Consider the following 21918-nt stretch of genomic DNA (forward strand, 5'->3'; position numbering starts at 1 on the left):
GCCGCTCACTCCTTCTCGACGATTTCCCAATACAGCTCGATTCGCAATCCGCCAAGCGCCGAATGATCGATGCGGACGCCCGAATGGTCGCCGAAGTAATATTTCAGACGATGATTCACGTTCCACACTCCCGTTCGCTTGGAGTGATTGACTTCCTGTCCCGTCGTCATCCTGAGCCGATGCAGAGCGTCCGAGGACAAGCCCGATCCGTTATCCTCGATGACGAGCTTGCAATGGTTCGCTTCCATGATGCCGGTAATCGTAATCAGCCCGTCTTCCTGCCGCTCCTCCAAGCCGTGCACGATCGCGTTCTCGATCATCGGTTGAATGAGCAGTCTCGGGATTTTGAGCTCCAGCATCTCCTCCGGTATCGAGACGTTATATTGCAGCTTCTCCAGTTGCAAGTTCATAATGTCCATGTAACCGATCGCCAGATCCATCTCCATGCGGATCGTGGACACGAGCGATTCGTTGCGCGTCGTGTACTTGTAATAGTCGCCCAGATTATGAGCCATCGCGATGACCATCTGGTTCCGGTTCATCTTCGCCATATTCACGATATACGCCAGACAGTTGTACAGAAAATGCGGGTTGATCTGCGATTGCAACTGTTTCATGACCGCTTCCCTGGACCGGACTTCCTCCGCGTATACCCGCTTCAACAGCTGATCGATCTCGATCGCCATCCCGTTGAACGAATCGAACAGCGACTGGAACTCGTTGCTGCGGCGGCTTCTGATCTGATAGTTGAAGTTCTTGTTCTTGAGCTGCTCGACGCCGCGAATCAACGCGCGAATCGGCACTTGGATGTGCGAATACAGCAACAAGGCCGAAGCGATGCCGAATAGGAAGAGCAGCAGGAGAATGACATAGAACAAGTTGCGGCTCTGCACGACCGGCTGCAGAATTTCGTCCAGCGGCTCGATATCGACCAAGCTCCACTCCATCTTGCTCGAAGCCAGCGTATACAGCAGGTATTTCTTCCCGTCGATCTTGACGATCGTACGATACTTGTCGTTGCCCGTATATTGATCCAGCGGATACTCCTTCATCACCCGTTGGAACAGCTCGATATTCGCCTTGCTGCTATAGACGACTTGATCCGGACCATGGTAGAAGAAGGCGTCGCTATGTCCGGTCAACGTGAACCCGTCCAAGAGGTTCGAGATGTTCTTCGTCAGGAAGTCGACGCGGATGATCATCTCGGAGCGCATGAGATCCTTAGGGTTAGAGGGGTACGGAGTGACGAAGTATCGGGAGAACGCATCCATCCGCACGCCGCTGACGTCCACCTTGTTCAGCTTCCAATTCGGCGCGTATTGCTCGATGAACGTCTCGCGATCCGATATGGCGGTAGACATGGTCGAGATCATCAGATCGCTTCTAGGAAAATACACCGATATGATGTTCATCACTTGATTCGTAACGCTGAACAAGTCGAGCTTGCCTTGAATCGATTGGATGACGTTCTGCCGGTCGTAGCCGGACTCGGGCAAATTCCCGAAGCCGACTTTCCGAATCTCGGGATCCTTCGTCGCCAGCGCGGCGTACATGATGTTCTGGTCCAACGTATCTTCGAGCTGGTTGAGGAAGTACGACAGCTTCTCTTCGTTCCTCGTGTTGATCTGCTCTTCGATAACGTTGACGCTCTGATGGTTGGTGTAGGCGTACAGGCCGATGATCGGCGTTAAAATTAACACGATGAGAAGGATGACTTTCGTAATGACGTTCAAGGATGCGTCCTCCTTCTCTCTTTTCCTCCTATTCTAGCATAAGGATCGCTTATTCTTTGACGGAACCTAGCGTCATTCCCTTGACGAAATATTTCTGCAAGAACGGATAGACGACCAGGATCGGCAGCGTGCCGACGAAGATGAGCGCGGCCTTAAGCGAGCGTTCAGATAGATTCTCCAGATCCGCCGGATTGAGACCGATCTGCGTATAGTCGAATCCGGTAATGAGCGCCTGAAGGAACGTCGCGAGCGGAATCTTGTCGGCCTGGTTCATATAGATCATGCCGTCGAACCAAGCGTTCCAATGAAACACCATCGTGAACAGGGACAGCGTCGCGATGGACGGCAACGAGATCGGAACGAAGATCTTGAATAAGACGCGGAAGTGTCCCGCCCCGTCGATCGCCGCCGCCTCTTCCAATTCCTTCGGAATGCCTCTGAAGAAGTTCATCATGAGCACCACGTTGAACACGTTGACCGCAACGGGGATGATCAGCGCCAGCAGCGTATTCGTCAGTCCCGTCTTCTGTACGACCAAGTAAGTCGGGATGAGCCCGCCATGGAACAGCATCGTGAATACGAAGAACCACGCGTATACCGTTCTCCCCCGGAACTTATGGTTGTCCTTGGACATGGAATAGGCGGCCATGAGCGTCAGCACCATCGAGACGAGCGTTCCCAGTACCGTTCTTAATACGCTGACCCGAAAAGCGACCAGGAAGTTGTTGCTGTTCAGCGCCTTCTCGTAAGCGTCGAGGTTGAACCCCATCGGCCACAGCTTGACGAGGAACGACGTGGTCGAATAGTTATCGCTTAACGATACGGCCAGAACGTGGACCATCGGCAGGATGCACAGAATCGCTACGGCTGATAGGAAGAGGTTGTTCGTATATTGGAACAGTCGACTAGAGAATGTAAGTTTATGCATCTCGTTATATCCTCTCAGAATATCCTGTAGTTCGCGTATTTGGATGCCAACCGATACGTCGTGGCGATCAAGATGAAGCCGATGACCGACTTGAAGAAGCCGACCGCGGTCGCCAGGCTGAACGAGCCTTGCAGCAGACCTACGCGGTACACGTAAGTATCGATAATATCGCCTTGTTCGTAGACGAGCGGATTGTACATATTGTAGACTTGGTCGAAGCCGGCGTTCAGGACGTTGCCCAAGGACAAGGTCGTAATGACGATCGCGATCGGAATGACCGACGGAATCGTAACGTGGATGGCCTTCTTGAAGTTGTTCGCGCCGTCGATGTCGGCGGCTTCATACAGACTTTGATTGATACCCGTCATGGCTGCCAAGTAGATGATCGTTCCGAATCCGAATTCCTTCCATACGTCGCTGGTGACCAGCGTGAACCGGAACCATTCCCCGCTTCCCAGGAAGAAGACGCGATTGAAGCCCAATGCTTCCAACGTCTGGTTAATCAGACCGTTCGTCGCCAATAGATCCGTCAAGATGCCTCCGAGAATGACCCAATTCAGAAAATGCGGCAAGTAGATCAGCGATTGAATCGTCCGCTTGAACAAGATGCCTCTGACTTCGTTCAGGAACAGAGCGAAGACGAAGGGCACGATCGCCCCGACGATAATCTTGAATCCGGCGATGATCAACGTATTCCAGATGACCTGGATCGCGTTCGGATCGTTGAACATGAACTTGAAGTGCTTCAGCCCGACGAACGGAGAATGCGCGATGCCCAGCCAAGGCTTGAAGTCTTGGAAGCCGATCAGGAACCCCGCCATCGGAATATAGTTATAGACGATCAACAGCAAGACGGACGGCAGCAGGAATAGATGCAAGGGCCACGTCTTCGAGAGATATTGCTTCGTTATCATGCCGGTATGCTCCTATCGGTGCGAGGTAGCGAAAAATCGTAAATGCGGAGCGACAGGAACATCATGGCACTCCGCATTTACTCGTTCCTATGGTCTTTACTTCATGCTCGCGACGGATTCGTTAACTTCCTTCGTCACTTGCGCGCCGCCTTGATCGTTCCATTGCTTCACGAACGTATCGAAGTACTCCGGCGGTTGCTTGCCGTAGATGATCTGCAGGAAGGTTTGCTCTTCCAAGGTGGACAGCTGATCCCACTTCTCCTTCATCGTCGCCGTATTGGCGCCGCTGAAGCCGTTCGGTACGTCTTGCGGCAGCTGTTCGTTCGCGACCGCGAAGCCGTCGATCGTCAACTTGCCGTTGCTTGCCGCCAGCTTCTGTTCGAACACCGAGTTCGTCTGACCAGCCGCGACGCGCTGATAGATGCTCGGTCCTTCCATGACGTTCACCGGAGCCGTTCCGGAGGAAGGCGACATCAGCAAGTAAGCGTTAAGGCTCACGACGCCTTCCGGCACGTTCGTCCAATCCGGCTTGCCGTCCTTCATGACGTAGTCGTAGCCTTCGCCGTAGCCTTTGTCGAACGGACATGCGGGATCTTCGATCGCGCAGCCGTACATCGTATCCCAGTATTTGAAGATCGCTTCCATGTTGTCGAAGCCTTCGCGGAACACGTAGATGCCGTAGGAGAGCTGGGAAGCTTGACGTCCGACTTCGCCGTTCACGCCCGATGGGAGCGGATAAGGCTTAATGTTGATCGCTTGGTTGTTCTTCTCGGCTTCGGCAACCGCCGTTCCGATCGGCCAACCGCCCGTCCAACCCGGTCCGAAGGCGATTCCGGCTTTGCCGGCCGTGAAGTCCGCCATCGCTTTGGCCGCGTCCTGCGTTCCGAAGTCCGGGCTCAGGTAGTCTTTCTTGTACCAATCCTGCAATTTCGCGAGTCCGTCCTTCACGCCCGGAAGCGTGGAGCCGTATTGCAAGTTGCCGTTCGCGTCCTTGATCCAGAGGTAAGGCTGGCTTTGTCCGAAGATGAACGAAGTATCCGCCATGTAGTTGCTCGTCGGGTGGTAGTAGCCGGTGTTGCCGCCGATCGCCAGACCGTACGTGTCTTTCTTGTTGTTGCCGTCCGGGTCTTGGTTCGTGAACGCGTCCAGCACCGTCTCGAACTCTTCGATCGTGGTCGGAGCTTTCAGGTTCAGCTTGTCGAGCCAGTCTTGGCGGATCCACATGACCGTCGCGCCGACGATGCCGTTGGAGATGCCGGACAGGCCGTAGAGCTTGCCGTCGCGTTTGACCAGGTTCCAGATCTCGGGGTTTTTGACGTACGATTCTTTGACCCTAGCGGTCGCGTACTTCTCGAACGCCTCGTCGATCGATTGGATCTTGCCGGAATCGACCAGATCCTCGAACAGCGTCCCCGACGTGTACAGAACGTCCGGCAATTCTTCGCCGCTCGTCATTGCGAGCCGCACCTTCGTCTCCAGGGAGTCCGTTACGACCCATTTGTACTTGGTGACGATGCCCAGATTGTCCTTGAACCAGCGGGACACCGGGTTATCCTCCGGCGTGTCGCCGTTGCGCAGCTTATCCGAAGGCTTTAGGGCGAGAGCCGCGGTAATCTCGACCGGCGGTTCGAATTTCGTGCGATCGTTCGGCTGCGGCTCCGCTTGGGCGGAAGGCGCCTCCGCGCTAGCGCTCGCGCCGGCACTCTCCGACGGTCGAACGGAAGACTCGCCGGACGCTTGTCCGTTGTTGTTGCCATTCGAACAGGCGGTAACGATACTGAGGCACAAGATGACGCTCATTAGGACTGCATAAGACTTGCGATAGCCTTTCATGGTAATCCCCCTCGTGTATGATCCTTACATGCTTCATTATTCCATGGGCCGGCGGCTATGGATATGATCGTATCTCAAGATCATGAACGTACGTTAGTCATGTTCGGCGGAAGATATACGAAGAAGCCTTGGCGGATTCGCCAAGGCTTCTTCGTTCCATCAATATCGTTATTCCGCTCATTGTCTTTCAATTTTGAAAACCATTTTCCACATTTTTATCTCTTCATCATAATCAATTGTTCTAAAACCTCTATCTTCATAGAGAATATGTCCTAATTCCGAATTGCAATCTAAGTAAATAAAGTTGCAACCCGTGTTCTCGATCAATTCATATGCGATCGTAAAAAGATCATCCAGCATTTCTGCTGCAAAACCTTGCCTTTTATATTTAGTATCCACGCCTAGATACATAAGAAAGTACTGACTTGGTCTGTAAATCGGGATGATATATATTCATAATATAGAGGCATGTTCTACCGTTTACCCCTTGGCGTAGGAGTTCGATTTTTAAGTCGTTGTTTCGTTGATTCGGTCATTGGGTTTTTCGACTTGGCTACATCGATAAAGTTCTCCAGCTGTTCTTTAGTCTTTAAATTCACTGCCGGTTTTCTGATCAACTCGGTTGCCGCCATCTTCTTCTCCTCCTTACTCTCGGGGTCGCTCATAGAATTCCTCCTACTAAAGTATTCCTCTAGTAAAATCTATGAACGTTATTAGAATACAGAACTATATAAAGAAGTTTTCAATTCCGGAAGCATGGGTTTCACTCGCTATTCCAACGCGAATCTCCCATGCATTCCTACCAATTGACACATTATAACTATATCACGTCACATCCGCACATGCCACATTTTAACAATTTCAACGACGAAATCTTTGCTATGTGTAACTTCCTTTATTCATGAGTCTATGCCTTTACGCCTGCAACCGTACGCCCTCCGGCAATACGTCATCGACGGCCTGCCGCAGCTTCGCGTCCCGATGCAATTCCTCACTCAAGATGGCGACGATGCCGCGATCTTCGCGGGAGCGAATCAACCGCCCGATGCCCTGCTGAAGCCGAAGCAACATATAGGGAAGATCGACTTCTTCGTACGGCGAGGACGACGCTTCCCGCTTGGCCAGAATGACCGGATCTTCCGGAGGGAAAGGCAGCGACCAGAGGATGACGTTCGACAGGGACGGACCGGGAATATCGAGTCCCTCCCACAGGCTGACGGCGCACAGCACGCTATGCTCGTCCTGTTGGAAAGCGGAGATCAGATGGCTGATTTCCGCGTCTCCTTCATAGAAGAAGCGCATGTCCGAGCAACTCGGGAAGGAAGAGATCGATCGCTTGAAGCGCTGCAGCTCTTCTTTGCCGTTGAATAAGATCAAAGCCCTGCCGTCCGTGCGGTTCAATAGTCCGGCGGCGGCTTTCGTCTTCTCCTCGAACGACCCGCCTTGCGGCCATTCCGGAGCCAGCAATTCCATTTGATTCTTATAATCGTAAGGGGAGCTGACGCTGAAGGAGAGGTAGCGCTCGATCCCCAAGCTGTCCGCGATGTAATCGAACGAACCTTTCACGGATAACGTCGCGGACGAGAAGATAACCGGTATTTTCAGATTGAATACCCGTTCCCGAAGCACTTCCTTCACGGCTCTCGGCATAATGACCAACGTCATGCCGTCATCGCCGTCCGTCGCCCAGCTGATCGGCGAATCGGAGCGCTGGAACAAGCCGAGCGCGATCTGAATCGTCTCCAGATGCTCCTCGACGATGCGCAGCTGGTAATCGTTCAACGTGTACAGCTCGCTCTCGAAGACGAGCTCTTCCTCGATCGCTTCGATTACTTCGCGGAACAGGCGCACTTCCTCAAGCAACCGCTCGTTCATGAGGATCCGTTTACGATCGGTGCCGGCAATATCCTCGCTCTGATGAGATAGCGTATAGAACAGCGAGTCGCTCCGATCGATCGATTCGTCGATGCGCAAGGCGAGCGATTCGCGAATCTCGTTCTGCAGCAATCGGCTGATCAATTCCACGAACACCGAATGCTTCAAGCGGTACGTCAAAGCCTTCTGGGCGGCGGATTCCAGCAGATGTCCCTCGTCGAAAACGACGGCGCAATGTTCAGGCAGCAGCGGAAGCTGACCTTCCCGCTTGCGGGCTTCGTACGTCCATACGTGCTCCATGTAGAAATCGTGCGAACAGATGATCAGATCGCCCGATTTGCGGTAATGCTCCCGGGATAACGTCTGTCCGCAGCGGTGCCTCAGCTCGCAAGAGAAGCAATCCTGGAACGAATCCCAGCCGATCTTATCCCACTGATGATCGTTCAAGTTCGGATATTGCTTGCGGTCGCCGTAAGCATGGAACGTCTGCAACGCTTCGTATTGATACACGAACCGTGGCAATTCATCGCGCACCGCCTTGAACGCGTCCGCGTGCTCGGCATCGGCTTGCGCTTGATCCAGCTTGACCAAGCACAGGTATCGATCCATGGACTTCGCCAATCTGGCGTCGATCGCCAGGCTTAGATGCCGGGTCAGCTTGGCCAGGTCCCCTTCGGGCTTCGCCAGCTGTTCGATGAGCGATTCGTCCGCGCACGCGATTACCGCCGGCTTGCGCGTATAGCGAGCGTAGCAGATCGCGTACAGCAAGTAGACGAGCGTCTTGCCCGTCCCTACGCCCGCTTCCGCGAAGAGCGTCTGCTTGTCCGCGAACGCCCTCTCCATCTGGTAAGCCATGTAGATCTGCTCGTCGCGCACCTCGAAGCCCGCTTCGGGCAAGATGTCGTAGAACACGTCCGCGACCCATTCGCCGACTTGCTGAAGGAAGGGTCTGGCGTGGTCGTATTCGAAAGGATATCGGTTCAAAGTCGCTTATGCCTCCGTATCAGTCGTTTCATAAAAAGAAGCCCCGGTTTCCCGGAGCTTCTGGCGATTGTATAGGTGGTGCGGTCAAGAGGACTCGAACCTCCACGTCATTGCTGACACTAGAACCTGAATCTAGCGCGTCTGCCAATTCCGCCATGACCGCATGTAGACAATGCGTAATTAAGATTATATCCCGAAATGGGCGGATATGCAAGCGTTTATTGTGGGGAACTCGGCTGCCGACAGGAATCGGCAACCGAGTATTCGTTGACGGCTACTCGCGGCTGGAGACTTGTCCGACGATCATTCCCGTTACCACTCCGCTACGCTGCCGTCTTGATGGCGCCAGATCGGATTTTTCCAATCGTGTCCGATAGCCGCCATCTTCCGCACGTGCGCCTCGTCGATCTCGATGCCGAGTCCCGGACCGCCGGGGATCGTGACGTAGCCGTCCACGTACTTGAAGACGGAGGGATCGACGACATAGTCAAGCAAGTCGTTCCCTTGGTTGTAGTGAATCCCCAGGCTTTGCTCTTGAATAAACGCATTATGGCAAGTCGCGTCCACTTGCAAGCAAGCGGCGAGCGCGATCGGTCCGAGCGGACAATGCAAGGCGAGCGCTACGTCGTAAGCTTCCGCCATGCTTGCGATCTTCTTGCACTCGGTGATGCCTCCGGCATGCGACACGTCCGGTTGAATGATGTCGGCATAGCCGTCCGCGAGCAGCTTCTTGAAGTCCCACCTGGAGAACATCCGCTCGCCCGTCGCGATCGGGATATTCGTAACGGCCGCGATGTCCCGAAGCGCCTCGTTGTTCTCCGGGAGCACGGGCTCTTCGAGGAACATCGGACGGAAGGCTTCCAATTCCTTGGCTAGAATCTTCGCCATCGGCTTATGGACGCGGCCGTGGAAGTCAATGCCGATTCCCATATGCGGGCCGACCGTACCCCGGACCGCGGCCACTCTCTTGATCACTTCATCGATCTTGGCGTAAGAGTCGATATATTGCAGTTCCTCCGTCGCGTTCATCTTGACGGCGGTAAAGCCCTCGTTCTGCGCGCGCAATGCGGCTTGTCCGACATCGGAAGGGCGATCCCCGCCGATCCATGAATACACCTTGATCTTCTGACGGCAGGCTCCGCCCATCAGTTGATAGATCGGGGCTTGGTGGAATTTCCCTTTGATGTCCCATAGAGCTTGATCGATTCCCGCTATGGCGCTCATCATCACGGGCCCGCCGCGATAGAATCCGCCCCTGTACATCGCTTGCCAATGATCTTCGATCGCGAGCGGATCTTTGCCGATCAGATAGCCGCTCAATTCCTCGACCGCGGCGCGCACCGTGTGAGCCCTGCCTTCTACGATCGGCTCTCCCCAACCCGTTATTCCTTCGTCCGTATCGATTTTCAGGAACAACCATCTCGGCGGTACGATGAATAATTCCATTCCCGTGATCTTCATATTCCGCTCCCCTTCGAATGAATGGCATTGATCATATCTTGAATATGGGCTTTCATGAGCGATCTCGCTTGATCCGCCTCGCGCTCCTGTATCGCGATAGCGATCAATCGATGATAGCCCGCGGCCTTCTCCCGCATGAACGGAAGTTTATCCGTCTCTCGCCTTCCTTGCGCCGACAAATCCGCCACGACGGACAGCATTCGGGCAAGCAGCGGATTACCGGCTCCTTCGGCGATCTCCTGGTGATACTGGACGTCCGTCTGGAAGTGATCCTCGCCGCGCTGCATCTGCGCTTCCATCAGGTCCGCCAATTCGCGTATGGACTTGGCTTGGGCCGCGGACGAACGAATGGCGCAATAAGCCGCCAGCTCGGGTTCGATCGCGAGGCGCGCTTCAAGCAATTCAAGCAGCGAACGCGTCTCCATTCCTTTGATCGGAGCCATCGGGTCTTCAAGCAGACCCGGATCGTTGCGGACGAATATGCCTCTGCCATGCTCGATGCTGACGATATTCCGGCTCTCGAGCAGGCGCAGCGCTTCCCGAACCGCGGTCAGGCTGAGTCCGTACCTCGACGCCAATTCCTGCATCGTCGGCAGGCGTTCCCCGGGCTTCCACTCGCCGGAGCGGATTTGTTCCTGCAATTGCTCTAGAATTTCTTCGTGAGCCAGCTTCTTCATCCATGCACCCGCTCTTTGATTCAACTTTATATTGATATGATCTTATAATATATAAGAAATGATCTTTAATATTGGTTTGTCAACATACAAAAAAGCTCCCGGATCGTCGCAAGGACGATCCAAGAGCTGTTCGTTCATAAGGTGGTGCGGTCAAGAGGACTCGAACCTCCACGTCATTGCTGACACTAGAACCTGAATCTAGCGCGTCTGCCAATTCCGCCATGACCGCATGCTATAAAGTGTTCCCGAGCAGATTCTTCATCGCGTTGCAGCGTTACCGACGAACCCTGTCTCGATCACGAAACTTATAATAGCACGCGGCCGGAAGCGAAGTCAAGCGCGGCGAGGAAGTTCAAATTTTCAGTTAATACGGCGCTTAGTAAGACGGCGACAAGGCCGTTCCGCCCGGAATCTCCATGCCGTCCCAGTCGGAGTAACCGCTCTCCTCGGCGAATTCCGTGTCCTGCAAGTAGTCCTGCATGCGGCTATGCAGCAAGTCCGGTTCGACCGCGCTCACGAGCGAGCCGCTGCCCCTGAGCAATTCGAGCGCTTCCTCAACCTGCACCGCGCCGTGCGACAGCGCATGTCCGCCCGCGGCGGCCGCGACGACGGACGCCGCTTCGATGATCTGTCGCTCGCTCGCGCCTTGCGAGATCGCTTCCTGCGCGTGATAATTCATCGACATCTCGTTGCCCGCGAAGATCGACACGCCGAGCGCGATCAGTTGCTTCGTCTTCGCGTCCAGCTCTCCGGCGGCGAAGCATTGGTTCGCGAACTGCTCGTAAGCGTCCGCGACGTTCGGCAGCCAAGACGACAGCACGTCCGCTTCTTCCTCCTGCAGCCCGTCCATTCGTTCCATCGACGACATCAGTATACCTCCCGGCATGGGCCGCTAAGAATCTACATCTGTCGTCTACTGTGCCACAATTCCCGACAATTCATTCCATCCATTGGCGCGGCTCAGAAGCGGGCTGCATCGGATAGTGCCGTTTCACTTTAATAACGCGGCGATTGGGCCTGCGGATCAGCACGTACTCGTCGTCCCACGCGACCACGATGCCTACGACGTCGTTCAGCTCGAGCGCGTCCCTTACGATTCTAACCTTCGTAGCGTCTACCCGGTATTGATCCAGTTGCTCATCGTTCATCGTCTATTGCTCCTTCTATTGGGCATGTAAAAACCCGCAGGGACCGTAATCCGCGCGGGTTCTTGTTCGGAATCGCCGCCGCTTCGATCAGCCGACGTGCTCTCTCGTATCGTTCGTTTCATACCAGCAATCCAACACCTTGCTCGACATGACCCGGTTGTTGACGTATTCGGCTTGGCGTTCGGTGAAACGCTCCGTCCAAGCGATGTCGAGTTCTTCGGACAGCTTAACGATCGTCAGCAGCTCCGACCATGCGACGTACCTCTTATACCAGAAAAACTGCGGATGCTCGATCATATACGGATACAGGTCGTCGAATTCCGTATGTTTGCAGTCGAGCGCTCGCTCGAAGTGGATTTTGGCCGCTTCTAACTTCTCCAGAAAATACTCACCAGACAGATCAAGTTTCCCCATTGCTGCTCGCCTCCCCCTGCAAGTTACTCCTATTATACGTTAAAGTAATTCAATTGGGAAAGAAGGTAAATGCACCAGTTCGGCCGTCGGCTATTCGCCGAACGTAATCTTGCCCGCCTCTAGCGACTGGATCTTCACGAGCGTCTCCACCTTGAAGCCGAGCTCGCGCAACGCGCGGCCGCCGGCTTGGAACGACTTCTCCAGGACGATGCCGATGCCGGCCAAGTTCGCTCCGGATTGCTCGATGATCTTGATCAAGCCTCTCGCCGCGTCGCCGTTGGCGATGATGTCGTCGATGAACAGCACCGAATCGTCCGGGCTGAGCAAGTGACGGGATACGATCAGATCGGTAACGATCCCCTTCGTGAACGAAGGGACGCGTTCGCAGTAGGCGTCGGATTCTCCCAGCAGCGTCTTCTTCCTGCGCGCGAACACGAGCGGCACGCCGAGCTGCAGCGCCGTCGCGAAGGCGACCGGAATGCCGGAGGATTCGACCGTGATTACTTTCGTGATCGGCGTCTCGGCGAACCTTCTCGCGAATTCTTTGCCCATCTCCATCGTCAACTGAGGATCGACGCCGTGATTGAGCAAGGAGTCGAGCTTCAGTACATCGGAATTAACGACGCTCGCTTCCTTCAAGATTCTTTCCTTCAGAATGTCCATCGTTCTCCCCACCGCCCGTTATCTTTTCCGTCTAACGTACCACATCCGATTCGCTCGCGCAACCGGTAAACAAGCCGCGAACAATGCCGCTCCAACGGCGATTTTCCGGACTTGTCGAACGTTTCGACGGCAGTCGATAGGCCTGAATCCATGCACCAGAATGCGACAAAAGAACTGTTTTTCCAACTTTTTCTTCCCATGCGCAACTTTTCGCCGAAAAGATGTGTCATACTACATATAGACAAGACGGAATGGAGTTGAATGGACATGTTGAGGTACGGAACCCGGTTGATCGCGATCGTAACGGTCGTCGCCGTCTGCGGCGCGTTAACCGCATGCAACGCAGGCAACCAGACGCCTATAGCCGCCGAACCAAGCGTTCTCGTCCCGCATGCTACCAACTTAACCTCGCCGTCGCCCGAAGCTTCGCCGCATGTCGAACCGATCTCTTCTCCGGCGGACGTACCCGAGCCAAGCGACGACGTCGTCTCGAACGGCGATGGAGTCGGCGCCGCCGGCGCGCAGCAGCCTGTCGATTCGACTAAAGGCTCTGATAAGGCTGCGACCGAAGACAAGCCGTTCGACCCGGGCGTTCCGGCCTTGCTTGGCATCGAGCTGCACGACAGCGATACGTCCGTCGCCGAACGATTCGGCGCCGCAACCGCGCAATACGCGCTTCCCGGCGAAGGCGAGACGATCGACATGTGGGAATACGCCGGCTTCGCCATAGGGTTCGATGAACGCGGGCAAGTCGTCTATATCGAGATCTCGTCCGGCGAAGTGCCGACGGGCATCGCCGGTCTTCGGACGGGCATCCCCGGCGCGGAAGCGGCCGACGTGCTCGAGATCGCCGATCATCCCGACTCTCACGTGCTGACGATGGATGTGGCCGAGGGCTGGCTGAAGCTCGACCTCGATCCCGATACTCACGAGGTGCTGTCGATCAAGCTGATCGGAATCGCGTAATTCTAACGATGCGTACGACTCCCTACCTATAGAAATCCCCTTCGCTCAGGTTGTCCCCCCTTCCTGGAGCGAAGGGGATTTCCTCGTTTCCGGGGGCGAGCTGCATTCCGGGTCCTCGCCGCTGCAACGTTACCACGTAACGCTGCACGCGAAACTTCCGGCTCCCCGCCGCTGCAACGTTACCAAGTAACGCTACACGCGAAACTTCCGGCGCCCCGCCGCTGCAACGTTACCACGTAACGCTGCACGCGAAACTTCCGGCGCCCCGCCGCTATAACGTTACCACGTAACGCTACACGCGAAACTTCCGGCTCTCCGCCACTGCAACGTTACCTCATAACGCTAGAAGCCACTCCCCGGCAGAAAATTCCGCCATGGAGTGGCTTCTCGGTTATTTTACAGCTCGCCCTTCTCCGCGAGGAGATGAACGGCCAGCACGAACATCGCGTGCGACCACGTGAGCGGAACGACCCATGCCGTCTCGCCCGTCTCGCGGTCGACTTGCTCCGGAAGCAATCCGGACGCGGTAACGTGCTTCACCGCGTAGTCGAGCAGCGAGCGCGCGTCTTCGTAACGTCCCTGCAGCGTCCGGTAATGGCTAAGCCACAGCGTCGTCAGAATCCACGGGTTGCCGCCGATATAGTTATCGTTCTCGTACCGCTTAATGCCGCCGACCTTCGGCGAAGTGAGCAACGCCTCGATCGTATCTGCGGTTTGCGTCATTCTCGGCGAATCGATCGGCACCGCGCCGAAAGGAACGCTAAGACCGAGCAGGCTGATGTCCACGATCGGGTCGAACTCAAGGACGTGCTTCCAGTAGCCCTTATCGCGCTGGAATACGTGTCCCGCTTCGCCCCGTCCGATCGCCGCCTCGTACTCTTCCTTGGAGACGGTAATCTTCAAGCCTCGATAGTACGAGGAACGCTCCTCGTTCCAGCAATGCGCCTCGATCGCCTCGGCGATCGCGCGCGCCGCTTGTTCCCAGCTCTCGGCAAGGTCGTCGCGACCGACGCGGCGGGCGAACGATGCGGCGGCCTTCAGCCCGCCGAATACGGCAGCGGCCGAATACGTATGCTCCGCTTCCCGTTCTTCCCACAAATCCCGGCTCGGACGGGGCAATCCCGTCTCCGGGTCGATGTACGAGACGAGGAACGCCGCGCCTTTCTCCACCGCCGGCCAGACGCGATCGAGGAACGACTGTTTCTCTCCCGCATAGATGTAGTAATCCCACATCCCCCACAGGAGCGAGGAGCCTTCGTCGATCTGCAGTCCCCAGTGAGGGGCCAGCCGGCCATCGTGGTAGTGGCGCTGCTGCCAAGAACCGTCCGGTTCCTGCGCGGTAAGCGCCCACTCGTAGAACTTCTCGGACAGCGAACCGAGGCCCGCCTTGTTGAACGCGGTCGTAATGAACGCCGCGTCGCGTCCCCAGCTGTACGCGTAACCGCCGCAACGGCTGAAGTGCTCGTCGAACTCCGGAGCCGCGACGATCGTGCCCGTCTTCTCGTCCGCCATCAGCTTCATCGCGAGCAACGAACGCTCGTACAACGCCGCGATAGCCGGATCGCTCGTCGGGCAAGGCGTAGCTGCCGCCAAGTAGTTCGCCCAATAGGCGACCATGTCGCCGTACCATTCGCCTTGCGAACGGCTCTTCGCGGTTTCGAGCGCGGACAGCGCTTCGAGACGGCCATGGCCCGCCGCGATATAGATCGTCAGCTCGACCGATTGTCCCGGCGCCACGTCGGAGAACGTCCATGTCATCGCGCCGTCCGGCTGCATGTCGATCTCGTTCCCGTTCAATCGGTCTTCTGCCGCGGCTTGCCACGCGCCTCCGCCCGCTTGATACCCGTCGCACTCTCTCGAGCTGCCGACGGCGAAGGCGTACTCGTGACGATGATGCAGCAACGCGTCGTGTTCCCCCCGGAACTCGGTCGTCGCATACAGCTCGTTCTCCGCGATACGGAACGATCCGTAGTAATGGAATTTCAGCTCGCGCGCTTCGTCGCCGTCATTCGTCAGACGGTACGCCCGCGCGAATATCGGCTGCCCCGGCACCGCGTAATCGGTCTGCTCGACCGATACCGGATAGTCCGCACGCGTTGCCCGAACGCGATACGCGTTCGTATGCGGCACGTAACCTGCTTCGTGCGTCCATCCGCCGTCCGCCGCGTCGAACCAGGTAACGCCCCCCGGCGTACCGACCGACGACAATCCGGTGCGGATTTCATCCACGTGCTGCGGGAAATCGATGTGCGGCCACCAGAGACGGAATAGTCTTCCGGTGCCGCCGAGCGACGCCAACATGGCGGAGTTGCCCGCGATGGCATCGACCAGGTAAGGCTTCTTGCGCAAATGTTCTTGCAGTCTTGCTTGATTCATCCTGAAGCAGCTCCTTAGAAGCCCGGAACCATGGACGACTCTCCCGGGCCGGGTAGTTGTGATCTGCCCGAAGCGACCTCCCCAGCTAGAGCACCTAGCCGTCTCCGGTCGCTTCCCCCTCGGGTCCGCGAATCGTCCACATTCTATTGTACAATAACTTTCCGTTCGAGCAACCGTCTAATGCGCGTATTCGACGACGGTAACCGCTTCCTCACGAAAAAAATCGGATTTGCAGCCATAACGCCGCCAACGTCGCGAGCAAGACGGGCACCGTGAGCAACAAGCCGTACTTCATATAACGAATGAGGCCGAGTTCCACGCCGTCGCGGCGCAACAACTGCAGCCACAGCAGCGTGGCTAGCGATCCGATCGGCGTAAGCTTCGCACCGACCGACATGCCGACCAAGCTGGCGAACGGCAATACGGCATGACCGCCGTCAAGCTCGGATATCGTCAGCGAGGATACGAGCACCGCCGGCAAGTTATTGATGACGGCCGCGAGCAGCGAGAACAACGCCCCCGACCCGAATACGATGCCCGCTAATCCGGCCTCGTCCAATCGCAGCATGAGCGACGAGAACCATCCCGTCCCGCCGTGAAGATGCAGGCTGTAGACGATCAGATACATCGACAGCGCGAACACGACGATCAGCCACGGCGTACGCCGGAGCAGGCGAGCCGAATCGACGCTGCGAGAGGCGATCGCCGCGATCCACAATACCGCCGCCGCTCCGCATGCGATGAGCGATACCGGCCAACCGAGCATTTCCGAGTAGAAGTACAATGCCAGGATGAGCGCGAGCACGATCCAAGACAACGCGAACACGCGCTTGTCGCGGATAACCGATGACGGCTCCGGGAACGCGGGAGCGTCCGCCCCGGCTTGCTCGTCCCTGCGAATCGTTCGGCCGAACAGGAGCAGCAGCATGCCGATGGACGCCGCGGAAGCGACGATGCCGGGAAAAGCCATATGCCGCGCGAAGTCCCCGAACGAGATGCCGAAGTAATCCGCGGTCAGGATGTTCGTCAGATTGCTGACCATTAGCGTCGCGCTCGCCGTATCGGCCATGAAGCCGACCGCGAGCAGGAAGGCGATGCGCGCCTTGAAGCCCATGCCGAGCAGCGCGGTCGCCTCGAGCACGATCGGCGTCATGATCAGAATCGTGCCGTCGTTGTTGAAGAACGTCGTGATGAGCGCCGCGAACGCCGACAGGCCGACCAGCATCGCCAGCCTTCGGCGGTGGAACCTGCGGACGATTTGAAGCGCCGCCCACTTGAAGAAGCCGTTGTCGTCCATGACGCCCGTCAGCACCATGATGCCGATGAGCGACAACGTCGCGTTCCAGACGACCTCCCATATGTATGCCGCGTCCGACCAGGCGAGCGTGCCGAGACAGAGCAGCAGCAAGGCGGCCGGCGCCGCGTAAGCCGCTTCGTTCCAACCCTTGGGCCGCCGGATGATAAGAACTAACGTGACGGCGAATACGACGATCGATATCGGTAAAGCCATGTTGGACAACTCCTGGAGTCATGCCCGTCCGATTCGCCACATAGGCTGATAGGAAGGGAGGACAAGTTGAGGTGTGGGGGTTCCGTCTTTATGAGACAATGGGCGTTAAGCATTCAAGTCGCGTTCACCTTCATCGGAACCGTCGTCGGCGCCGGATTCGCTTCCGGCCGCGAGGTGATGCAATTTTTCACGCGGTTCGGCTGGTGGGGCCCGTACTTGATTATCGTCTCGACGATGTTCTTCGTCTGGATCGGCGCGAAGGTCATGCTTCTGTCCGCCGAGCTGAAGGCGAAGTCGTACGAGGATTTGAACATGCATTTATTCGGCAACAAGGCGGGCAGATGGGTCAGCCATCTGATGCTCGTCGTGCTGCTCGGCGTCAACGCCGTCATGCTGGCGGGCGCCGGATCGATCTTCTCGGAGCATTTGAACCTTAGCTACCAGACCGGCTTGCTCGTAACGATGTTCGCTTGCATCTTGCTGCTGCGCAAAGGGATGAGCGCGATATTGACGATCAACACGTTCGTCGTCCCGGTCATGATGGGCTTCACGCTGTTCCTCATGTTCGAGACGCTGCGCCAACCGACTTCCAGTCATTGGCTTCATGCGTCCAGCGAACTGTCGCCTTGGGCGGCATGGCTGTCTCCGTTCCTGTACGCCGCGTTCAACCTATCGATGTCTCAGGCCGTGCTCGTACCGTTAGGCTCGGCGATCGGAGACGCCAAGGTGCTGCGCCGGGGCGCTTGGATCGGCGGCATCGGCATCGGCACGCTGCTCATCGCCGGACACTTGGCGATGTCCGCGCGCATGCCCGACATTCTGCAATTCGAGATTCCGATGGGATACATCGCCCGCGAGCTCGGCGCATGGCTGCATTGGATCTACGTGTTCCTGATCTTCATGGAAATCTTCTCGACGCTCGTCGCCGATATCTACGGCATAACGCTGCAGCTGCACAACCGATTGAACGTCTCGCAAAGCTTGCTTACGTTCGGGTTGCTGCTCATCTGCTTCCTCGCGGGCCAATTCGGCTTCGGACCGTTGCTGTCGACGCTGTATCCGATGTTCGGCTTGCTCAGCCTAGGCTGGCTGTTCCTCATTACCCGCGACCGGTCGCGGCCGCCTGGCGGTCCGCCTCCCGCTAATGAAGAGATAGCGCTGTGGCGCCATTGATCCCTTCCGCGAGCATGTCCGCAACGTGACGATGGCACGTGAACAGAATGAGCTGACGGCCTTCCGCCATCGTCTCGAGGACGGGAAGCGTATTCCGCAGACGCTTCTCGTCGAAGTGCACGAACAGGTCGTCCAGCAGCAGCGGCAACGGATTATCCCGGGAAGCTGCATCGCATAGCGCGAACCGCATGGCGAGGTACAGCTGCTCCTGCGTACCGCGACTTAGGAAAGCGCTGTCGAGCAATTGCCGGTTCGCCGTCTCAGCGAGCAGCGCGGAACGATCGTCCGGCGCGACGATGCGCTCGTAGGCGCCTCCGGTCATTTGACGCAAGTACGCGGAAGCATGGCGCAGCACCTCCGGCTGGCGCTCCTCCTCGAACACCGCCTTGGCGCGCGACATGAGCTTCTCTCCCAGCGCGAGCACCGCGTAACGCTCCAGCAGCGCTTCCAACCTACTTTCCCGCTCGGCGAGCGTCTGCCGCGAATCCGCGAGCTCCGCGTCCGTGCGCAGCCGCTCCAGCTCCTGCATCAGCCGTCCGCGACGGTCAAGCAGACCGGTTCTATCCTGTTCCGCTGCCGCCAAGCTCGCATCCCGTTCCGCGACCTTGGCCGCCAGCGACGCTTCGTCGTACGCCTGCAGCAACGCGTGCAGCTTCTCCTTCGCGGCTTCGTCCCTACCGGACTCCAGCCGAAGCTGCGCGTCTCGCGCTTCGCGGCGAAGCTCCCGGCTCCGTTCGTCGATCCGCAGCCGCAGCTCGAGCGCCCGTTCGTCCGTCGCCTTCGCCTCCTCGAGGAACGCCGCGACCTCCGCCTCGAGCTCGTCCGATTGCGCCCGCAGTCTGCGGACGTTCGATCGGGACGTCTCCAATTGACGATCGATGCGACCGGACTCAAGAGAGGCTTGAAGCTGCTTCGCAGCTTCGGCATAGAGCCAGCGAACGGCGAGCACGAGATCCGAAGACACCGACGGCGGCAGCTCGAACGAGGCCGCCAGCGGGGCAGCCGCTTGCTCGAATTGCCCGATCGCCCGCTTCATGCCTTGCAGACGTTCGGTCACGCGCTCGCGCTGTCGCAGCGCGGCGCTCGCTTGCTCCGCCATGTGGAACAGCTCGGCCGAGCCGTCGACGTCCAGCGACGAGGGCAAGCGATAACGCCGAAGCCATTCCGCCCACTGCGTTTGCAGCTCGCCGATTCGTTCGTTCGCGCTCGTTGCATCGCGCCCCAGCATCTCCCGCTCCGTCCGCAGCTCCTTCATTCGTCGCTGCACCATCTCGCGATTCGCCGCATCTCGGCCCGCATGCTCCAACTCGTCCAGCCGCGCGTACACCGCTTCGCGGAGTCGTCGCCACGCCTCGTCCGCCGACGCCATAGGTCGCGCCGTTGCATCCCCGGAAACCGCCGCCGCCGTGAACAAGCCAACCGCCGCTTCCGGATCGCGAACGAGCTGGCTCAGCCGATTCGCCGCTTGCGCTTGAAGCAGGCGCACATTCGCTTCGGCTTCCTTGCTCCGCGCGGCGGATCCGCGCATTGACTGCGGCTCCCCCGACACGGCAGGCCTCGAGCGGTATGCCATCGCTCCGAGCGCGCCCGATATGAGCAGCATCATTGCGGAAAACGCGACGACGGCCGGAGATACGTTGCCTCCGCTGCTTACGACGAACGGCAACGCGACCGATGCCAGGCCGAGCAGCGCCGCGGCGCCGCCAAGCAGCACGGCCGTCATGCCGGACGATCGGCCGCCGCCAGCGCGTCTCGACCGTTGGCTTCGGCCGGTTGCGGCGATCGGCGACGCTTCGGCCTCGTGCTCGCCATCATACGCGGAGTCGTACGCCTGCCGAGCTCGTTCGTACGCGCGCATCGCGTCCTCCAAGTCATGCCACGCCCGCAGCAGATTCGTCCGATCGGACGGCACGAACGCATACGGCCGCGCTTCCGCTCTTTCTAGCCTGCTCTGCGCCGGCATGGATCCGGCTGCCGCGACTTCCTCGACTTGCGCCTCCGCCCGCAAAGCTTCCTGCATGCGAGCGTTCCGCTCCAGCTCGCCTTGGATAGGCTGAAGCGAGCGCTCTGCTTCTTCGACGTCCCTCGCCAGCCTGCGAATACGCTCTCGCTCGGACATCGCGGCTCCGAACGCGCGAAGCTCCTGCTCGCCCCACTCCGGAGACAGCCTCGCGAGCAAGCCGGCCAATGTCTCGTCCAGCATGCGCCGCTCCGCTTCCAGCTCCGCCGCTTCCTCCCGACGCGCCGCGATTCCTTCGCGCAGCGACTCCAGCCGTTCCAGCTCCGGCATCGCGGCCAATAACGCTTCCGACCAGCGGTAGGTTGCCCGCTCGCGTACGAGCTCCTCTTCCGCCTCGCCCGCTTGCGCAAGCTTCTCTACCAACAAACCGCGCCGGGATTTCAGCTCGGACCATCGCAACGCCGCGCTCTCCGGCAGAGGCGCGGAATTCGGATCCGGCAAAGCTCCGCGCGCTTCTTCGTCCGCCAGCCGAAGCGACTGCGTCTTCAGCCACCATTCCCGCAGCTCGTAAGCGCCCTTCGCTTCCGTAGCCAGCTCCCGCAACCGCGGCAGGCGAGCATCGGCTTCCGCAAGCTGCCGGTTCGTCTCCTCCAGCTCCGACGTCCATTCATTGAAGAATTGAATGTGATCCTTGCTCTGCCGGATCGCCGCCTCGGTTTCCTTGATCGCCGCCATCGCCTTGTTGATGTCCTGGTTCGCGCCCTTCGGGCGGTACAACCGGTCCATCTCCGCGCCGATCCGGCGCCGGGCTTCGGTTAAAGCCGCCCCGCCGGCCAAGCCGGCGTGGTACAAGTAATTGCCGACTTCTTCACCTTGCAGCGCGCGCAACTGGTGCAGCTCGTCCAGCGATACGGCGAACAGCTGCCGGAACAGCTTCTCCGTAATGCCGCCGAGCGCCAGCCGCTCCCATTCCGTTTGCGACAGCTGTCTCTCCGGCCCGCCGGACTCGCGCACGACGAGTCCCGATCCGCGTTCCGCGTATCGCTCGACGAGCCATTCCCGGCCGTCTCGCCCGCGCAGCAGCATACGGCCCCCGTGCCGTCCTCCCCGGACCGGCTCCCCTCTCTCGACCATATCCTTGCGGGAAGGGAACCCGTACAGCATGCTTCGCATGAACCTAAGCAACGTGCTCTTGCCCGCTTCGTTCGGACCGTACAGCACGGTTACGGGGGCGTCCAGCGTCAATTCGACGCCTTGCAGCGCGCCGTAACCGTCGACCTTAAGCTCGCGTATGTACATGCCG

17 protein-coding genes and 2 tRNA genes are annotated in these 21918 nt (G+C 58.0%); 2 read left to right on the forward strand and 17 right to left on the reverse strand.

All coding sequences use genetic code 11. The features are described from left to right. Positions 1-5: 5 nt before the first annotated feature. The 14 genes from ACFQZG_RS22250 to ACFQZG_RS22315 form a co-directional block, all read right to left on the reverse strand. Entirely contained in the window at positions 6-1733 is a 1728-nt protein-coding gene (locus tag ACFQZG_RS22250; protein ID WP_378156558.1) for a sensor histidine kinase, read from the reverse strand. 49 nt (positions 1734-1782) lie between these two features. After that, the gene (locus tag ACFQZG_RS22255; protein WP_378156560.1) at positions 1783-2661 is read right to left on the reverse strand and encodes a carbohydrate ABC transporter permease; all 879 of its coding nucleotides are present in this window, start codon (positions 2659-2661) and stop codon (positions 1783-1785) included. 14 nt (positions 2662-2675) lie between these two features. Further along, positions 2676-3575, reverse strand: coding sequence for an ABC transporter permease (locus tag ACFQZG_RS22260; RefSeq protein ID WP_378156562.1), 900 nt, complete (start codon positions 3573-3575; stop codon positions 2676-2678). 96 nt (positions 3576-3671) lie between these two features. Next, positions 3672-5408, reverse strand: coding sequence for an extracellular solute-binding protein (locus ACFQZG_RS22265; protein ID WP_378156564.1), 1737 nt, complete (start codon positions 5406-5408; stop codon positions 3672-3674). A gap of 473 nt (positions 5409-5881) precedes the next feature. Next, positions 5882-6073, reverse strand: coding sequence for a hypothetical protein (locus ACFQZG_RS22270; RefSeq protein ID WP_378156566.1), 192 nt, complete (start codon positions 6071-6073; stop codon positions 5882-5884). A gap of 250 nt (positions 6074-6323) precedes the next feature. Continuing rightward, complete coding sequence (locus ACFQZG_RS22275; protein ID WP_378156568.1) at positions 6324-8267, reverse strand: ATP-dependent DNA helicase; 1944 nt, start codon at positions 8265-8267, stop codon at positions 6324-6326. 76 nt (positions 8268-8343) lie between these two features. Further along, a tRNA-Leu gene (locus tag ACFQZG_RS22280) sits at positions 8344-8430 on the reverse strand. Positions 8431-8579: 149 nt separating this feature from the next. Continuing rightward, positions 8580-9728, reverse strand: a complete 1149-nt coding sequence (gene dgoD / locus ACFQZG_RS22285; protein WP_378156570.1) for a galactonate dehydratase — start codon at positions 9726-9728, stop codon at positions 8580-8582. After that, entirely contained in the window at positions 9725-10405 is a 681-nt protein-coding gene (locus ACFQZG_RS22290) for a FadR/GntR family transcriptional regulator (protein WP_378156572.1), read from the reverse strand. Before ACFQZG_RS22290 ends, dgoD begins: the two co-directional genes overlap by 4 nt. Before the next feature lie 142 nt (positions 10406-10547). Further along, positions 10548-10634, reverse strand: a tRNA-Leu gene (locus ACFQZG_RS22295). A 147-nt stretch (positions 10635-10781) separates the two neighbouring features. Next, positions 10782-11273, reverse strand: coding sequence for a carboxymuconolactone decarboxylase family protein (locus ACFQZG_RS22300; RefSeq protein WP_378156574.1), 492 nt, complete (start codon positions 11271-11273; stop codon positions 10782-10784). Positions 11274-11343: 70 nt separating this feature from the next. Further along, positions 11344-11553, reverse strand: a complete 210-nt coding sequence (locus ACFQZG_RS22305) for a hypothetical protein (protein WP_378156576.1) — start codon at positions 11551-11553, stop codon at positions 11344-11346. A gap of 87 nt (positions 11554-11640) precedes the next feature. Beyond that, entirely contained in the window at positions 11641-11967 is a 327-nt protein-coding gene (locus ACFQZG_RS22310; protein WP_378156578.1) for a hypothetical protein, read from the reverse strand. A gap of 90 nt (positions 11968-12057) precedes the next feature. Continuing rightward, the gene (locus tag ACFQZG_RS22315; protein WP_378156579.1) at positions 12058-12630 is read right to left on the reverse strand and encodes a xanthine phosphoribosyltransferase; all 573 of its coding nucleotides are present in this window, start codon (positions 12628-12630) and stop codon (positions 12058-12060) included. Between the two features lie 267 nt (positions 12631-12897). Between ACFQZG_RS22315 and ACFQZG_RS22320 the strand changes: the two genes are divergently transcribed. Further along, positions 12898-13596, forward strand: coding sequence for a hypothetical protein (locus tag ACFQZG_RS22320; RefSeq protein ID WP_378156581.1), 699 nt, complete (start codon positions 12898-12900; stop codon positions 13594-13596). 396 nt (positions 13597-13992) lie between these two features. Here the strand turns inward: ACFQZG_RS22320 and ACFQZG_RS22325 are convergent, their stop codons facing one another. Further along, a complete protein-coding gene (locus tag ACFQZG_RS22325) occupies positions 13993-15972 on the reverse strand; it encodes a glycoside hydrolase family 15 protein (protein WP_378156583.1) in 1980 nt (659 codons plus the stop codon). Positions 15973-16183: 211 nt separating this feature from the next. Further along, complete coding sequence (locus ACFQZG_RS22330; protein WP_378156585.1) at positions 16184-17482, reverse strand: ArsB/NhaD family transporter; 1299 nt, start codon at positions 17480-17482, stop codon at positions 16184-16186. A gap of 90 nt (positions 17483-17572) precedes the next feature. Between ACFQZG_RS22330 and ACFQZG_RS22335 the strand changes: the two genes are divergently transcribed. Beyond that, entirely contained in the window at positions 17573-18655 is a 1083-nt protein-coding gene (locus tag ACFQZG_RS22335) for a YkvI family membrane protein (protein WP_378156587.1), read from the forward strand. On the opposite strand, the gene ACFQZG_RS22340 is transcribed toward ACFQZG_RS22335, so the two are convergent. Continuing rightward, positions 18624-21914: an AAA family ATPase gene (locus ACFQZG_RS22340; protein WP_378156589.1), complete on the reverse strand. Its 3291-nt coding sequence runs from the start codon at positions 21912-21914 to the stop codon at positions 18624-18626. The genes ACFQZG_RS22335 and ACFQZG_RS22340 overlap by 32 nt on opposite strands. Positions 21915-21918: the final 4 nt, after the last annotated feature.

The organism is Cohnella sp. GCM10027633, assembly GCF_042675445.1.
Taxonomy (GTDB): Bacteria; Bacillota; Bacilli; order Paenibacillales; family Paenibacillaceae; genus Cohnella.

Coding starts and splice junctions, on each gene's coding strand:
- ACFQZG_RS22335 (WP_378156587.1), top strand. CDS start 17,573: ATGAGACAATGGGCGTTAAGCATTCAAGTCGCGTTCACCTTCATCGGA.
- ACFQZG_RS22300 (WP_378156574.1), bottom strand. CDS start 11,273: ATGTCGTCGATGGAACGAATGGACGGGCTGCAGGAGGAAGAAGCGGAC.
- ACFQZG_RS22260 (WP_378156562.1), bottom strand. CDS start 3,575: ATGATAACGAAGCAATATCTCTCGAAGACGTGGCCCTTGCATCTATTC.
- ACFQZG_RS22305 (WP_378156576.1), bottom strand. CDS start 11,553: ATGAACGATGAGCAACTGGATCAATACCGGGTAGACGCTACGAAGGTT.
- ACFQZG_RS22255 (WP_378156560.1), bottom strand. CDS start 2,661: ATGCATAAACTTACATTCTCTAGTCGACTGTTCCAATATACGAACAAC.
- ACFQZG_RS22290 (WP_378156572.1), bottom strand. CDS start 10,405: ATGAAGAAGCTGGCTCACGAAGAAATTCTAGAGCAATTGCAGGAACAA.
- ACFQZG_RS22340 (WP_378156589.1), bottom strand. CDS start 21,914: ATGTACATACGCGAGCTTAAGGTCGACGGTTACGGCGCGCTGCAAGGC.
- ACFQZG_RS22320 (WP_378156581.1), top strand. CDS start 12,898: ATGTTGAGGTACGGAACCCGGTTGATCGCGATCGTAACGGTCGTCGCC.
- ACFQZG_RS22265 (WP_378156564.1), bottom strand. CDS start 5,408: ATGAAAGGCTATCGCAAGTCTTATGCAGTCCTAATGAGCGTCATCTTG.
- ACFQZG_RS22270 (WP_378156566.1), bottom strand. CDS start 6,073: ATGAGCGACCCCGAGAGTAAGGAGGAGAAGAAGATGGCGGCAACCGAG.
- ACFQZG_RS22325 (WP_378156583.1), bottom strand. CDS start 15,972: ATGAATCAAGCAAGACTGCAAGAACATTTGCGCAAGAAGCCTTACCTG.
- ACFQZG_RS22310 (WP_378156578.1), bottom strand. CDS start 11,967: ATGGGGAAACTTGATCTGTCTGGTGAGTATTTTCTGGAGAAGTTAGAA.
- dgoD (WP_378156570.1), bottom strand. CDS start 9,728: ATGAAGATCACGGGAATGGAATTATTCATCGTACCGCCGAGATGGTTG.
- ACFQZG_RS22315 (WP_378156579.1), bottom strand. CDS start 12,630: ATGGACATTCTGAAGGAAAGAATCTTGAAGGAAGCGAGCGTCGTTAAT.
- ACFQZG_RS22330 (WP_378156585.1), bottom strand. CDS start 17,482: ATGGCTTTACCGATATCGATCGTCGTATTCGCCGTCACGTTAGTTCTT.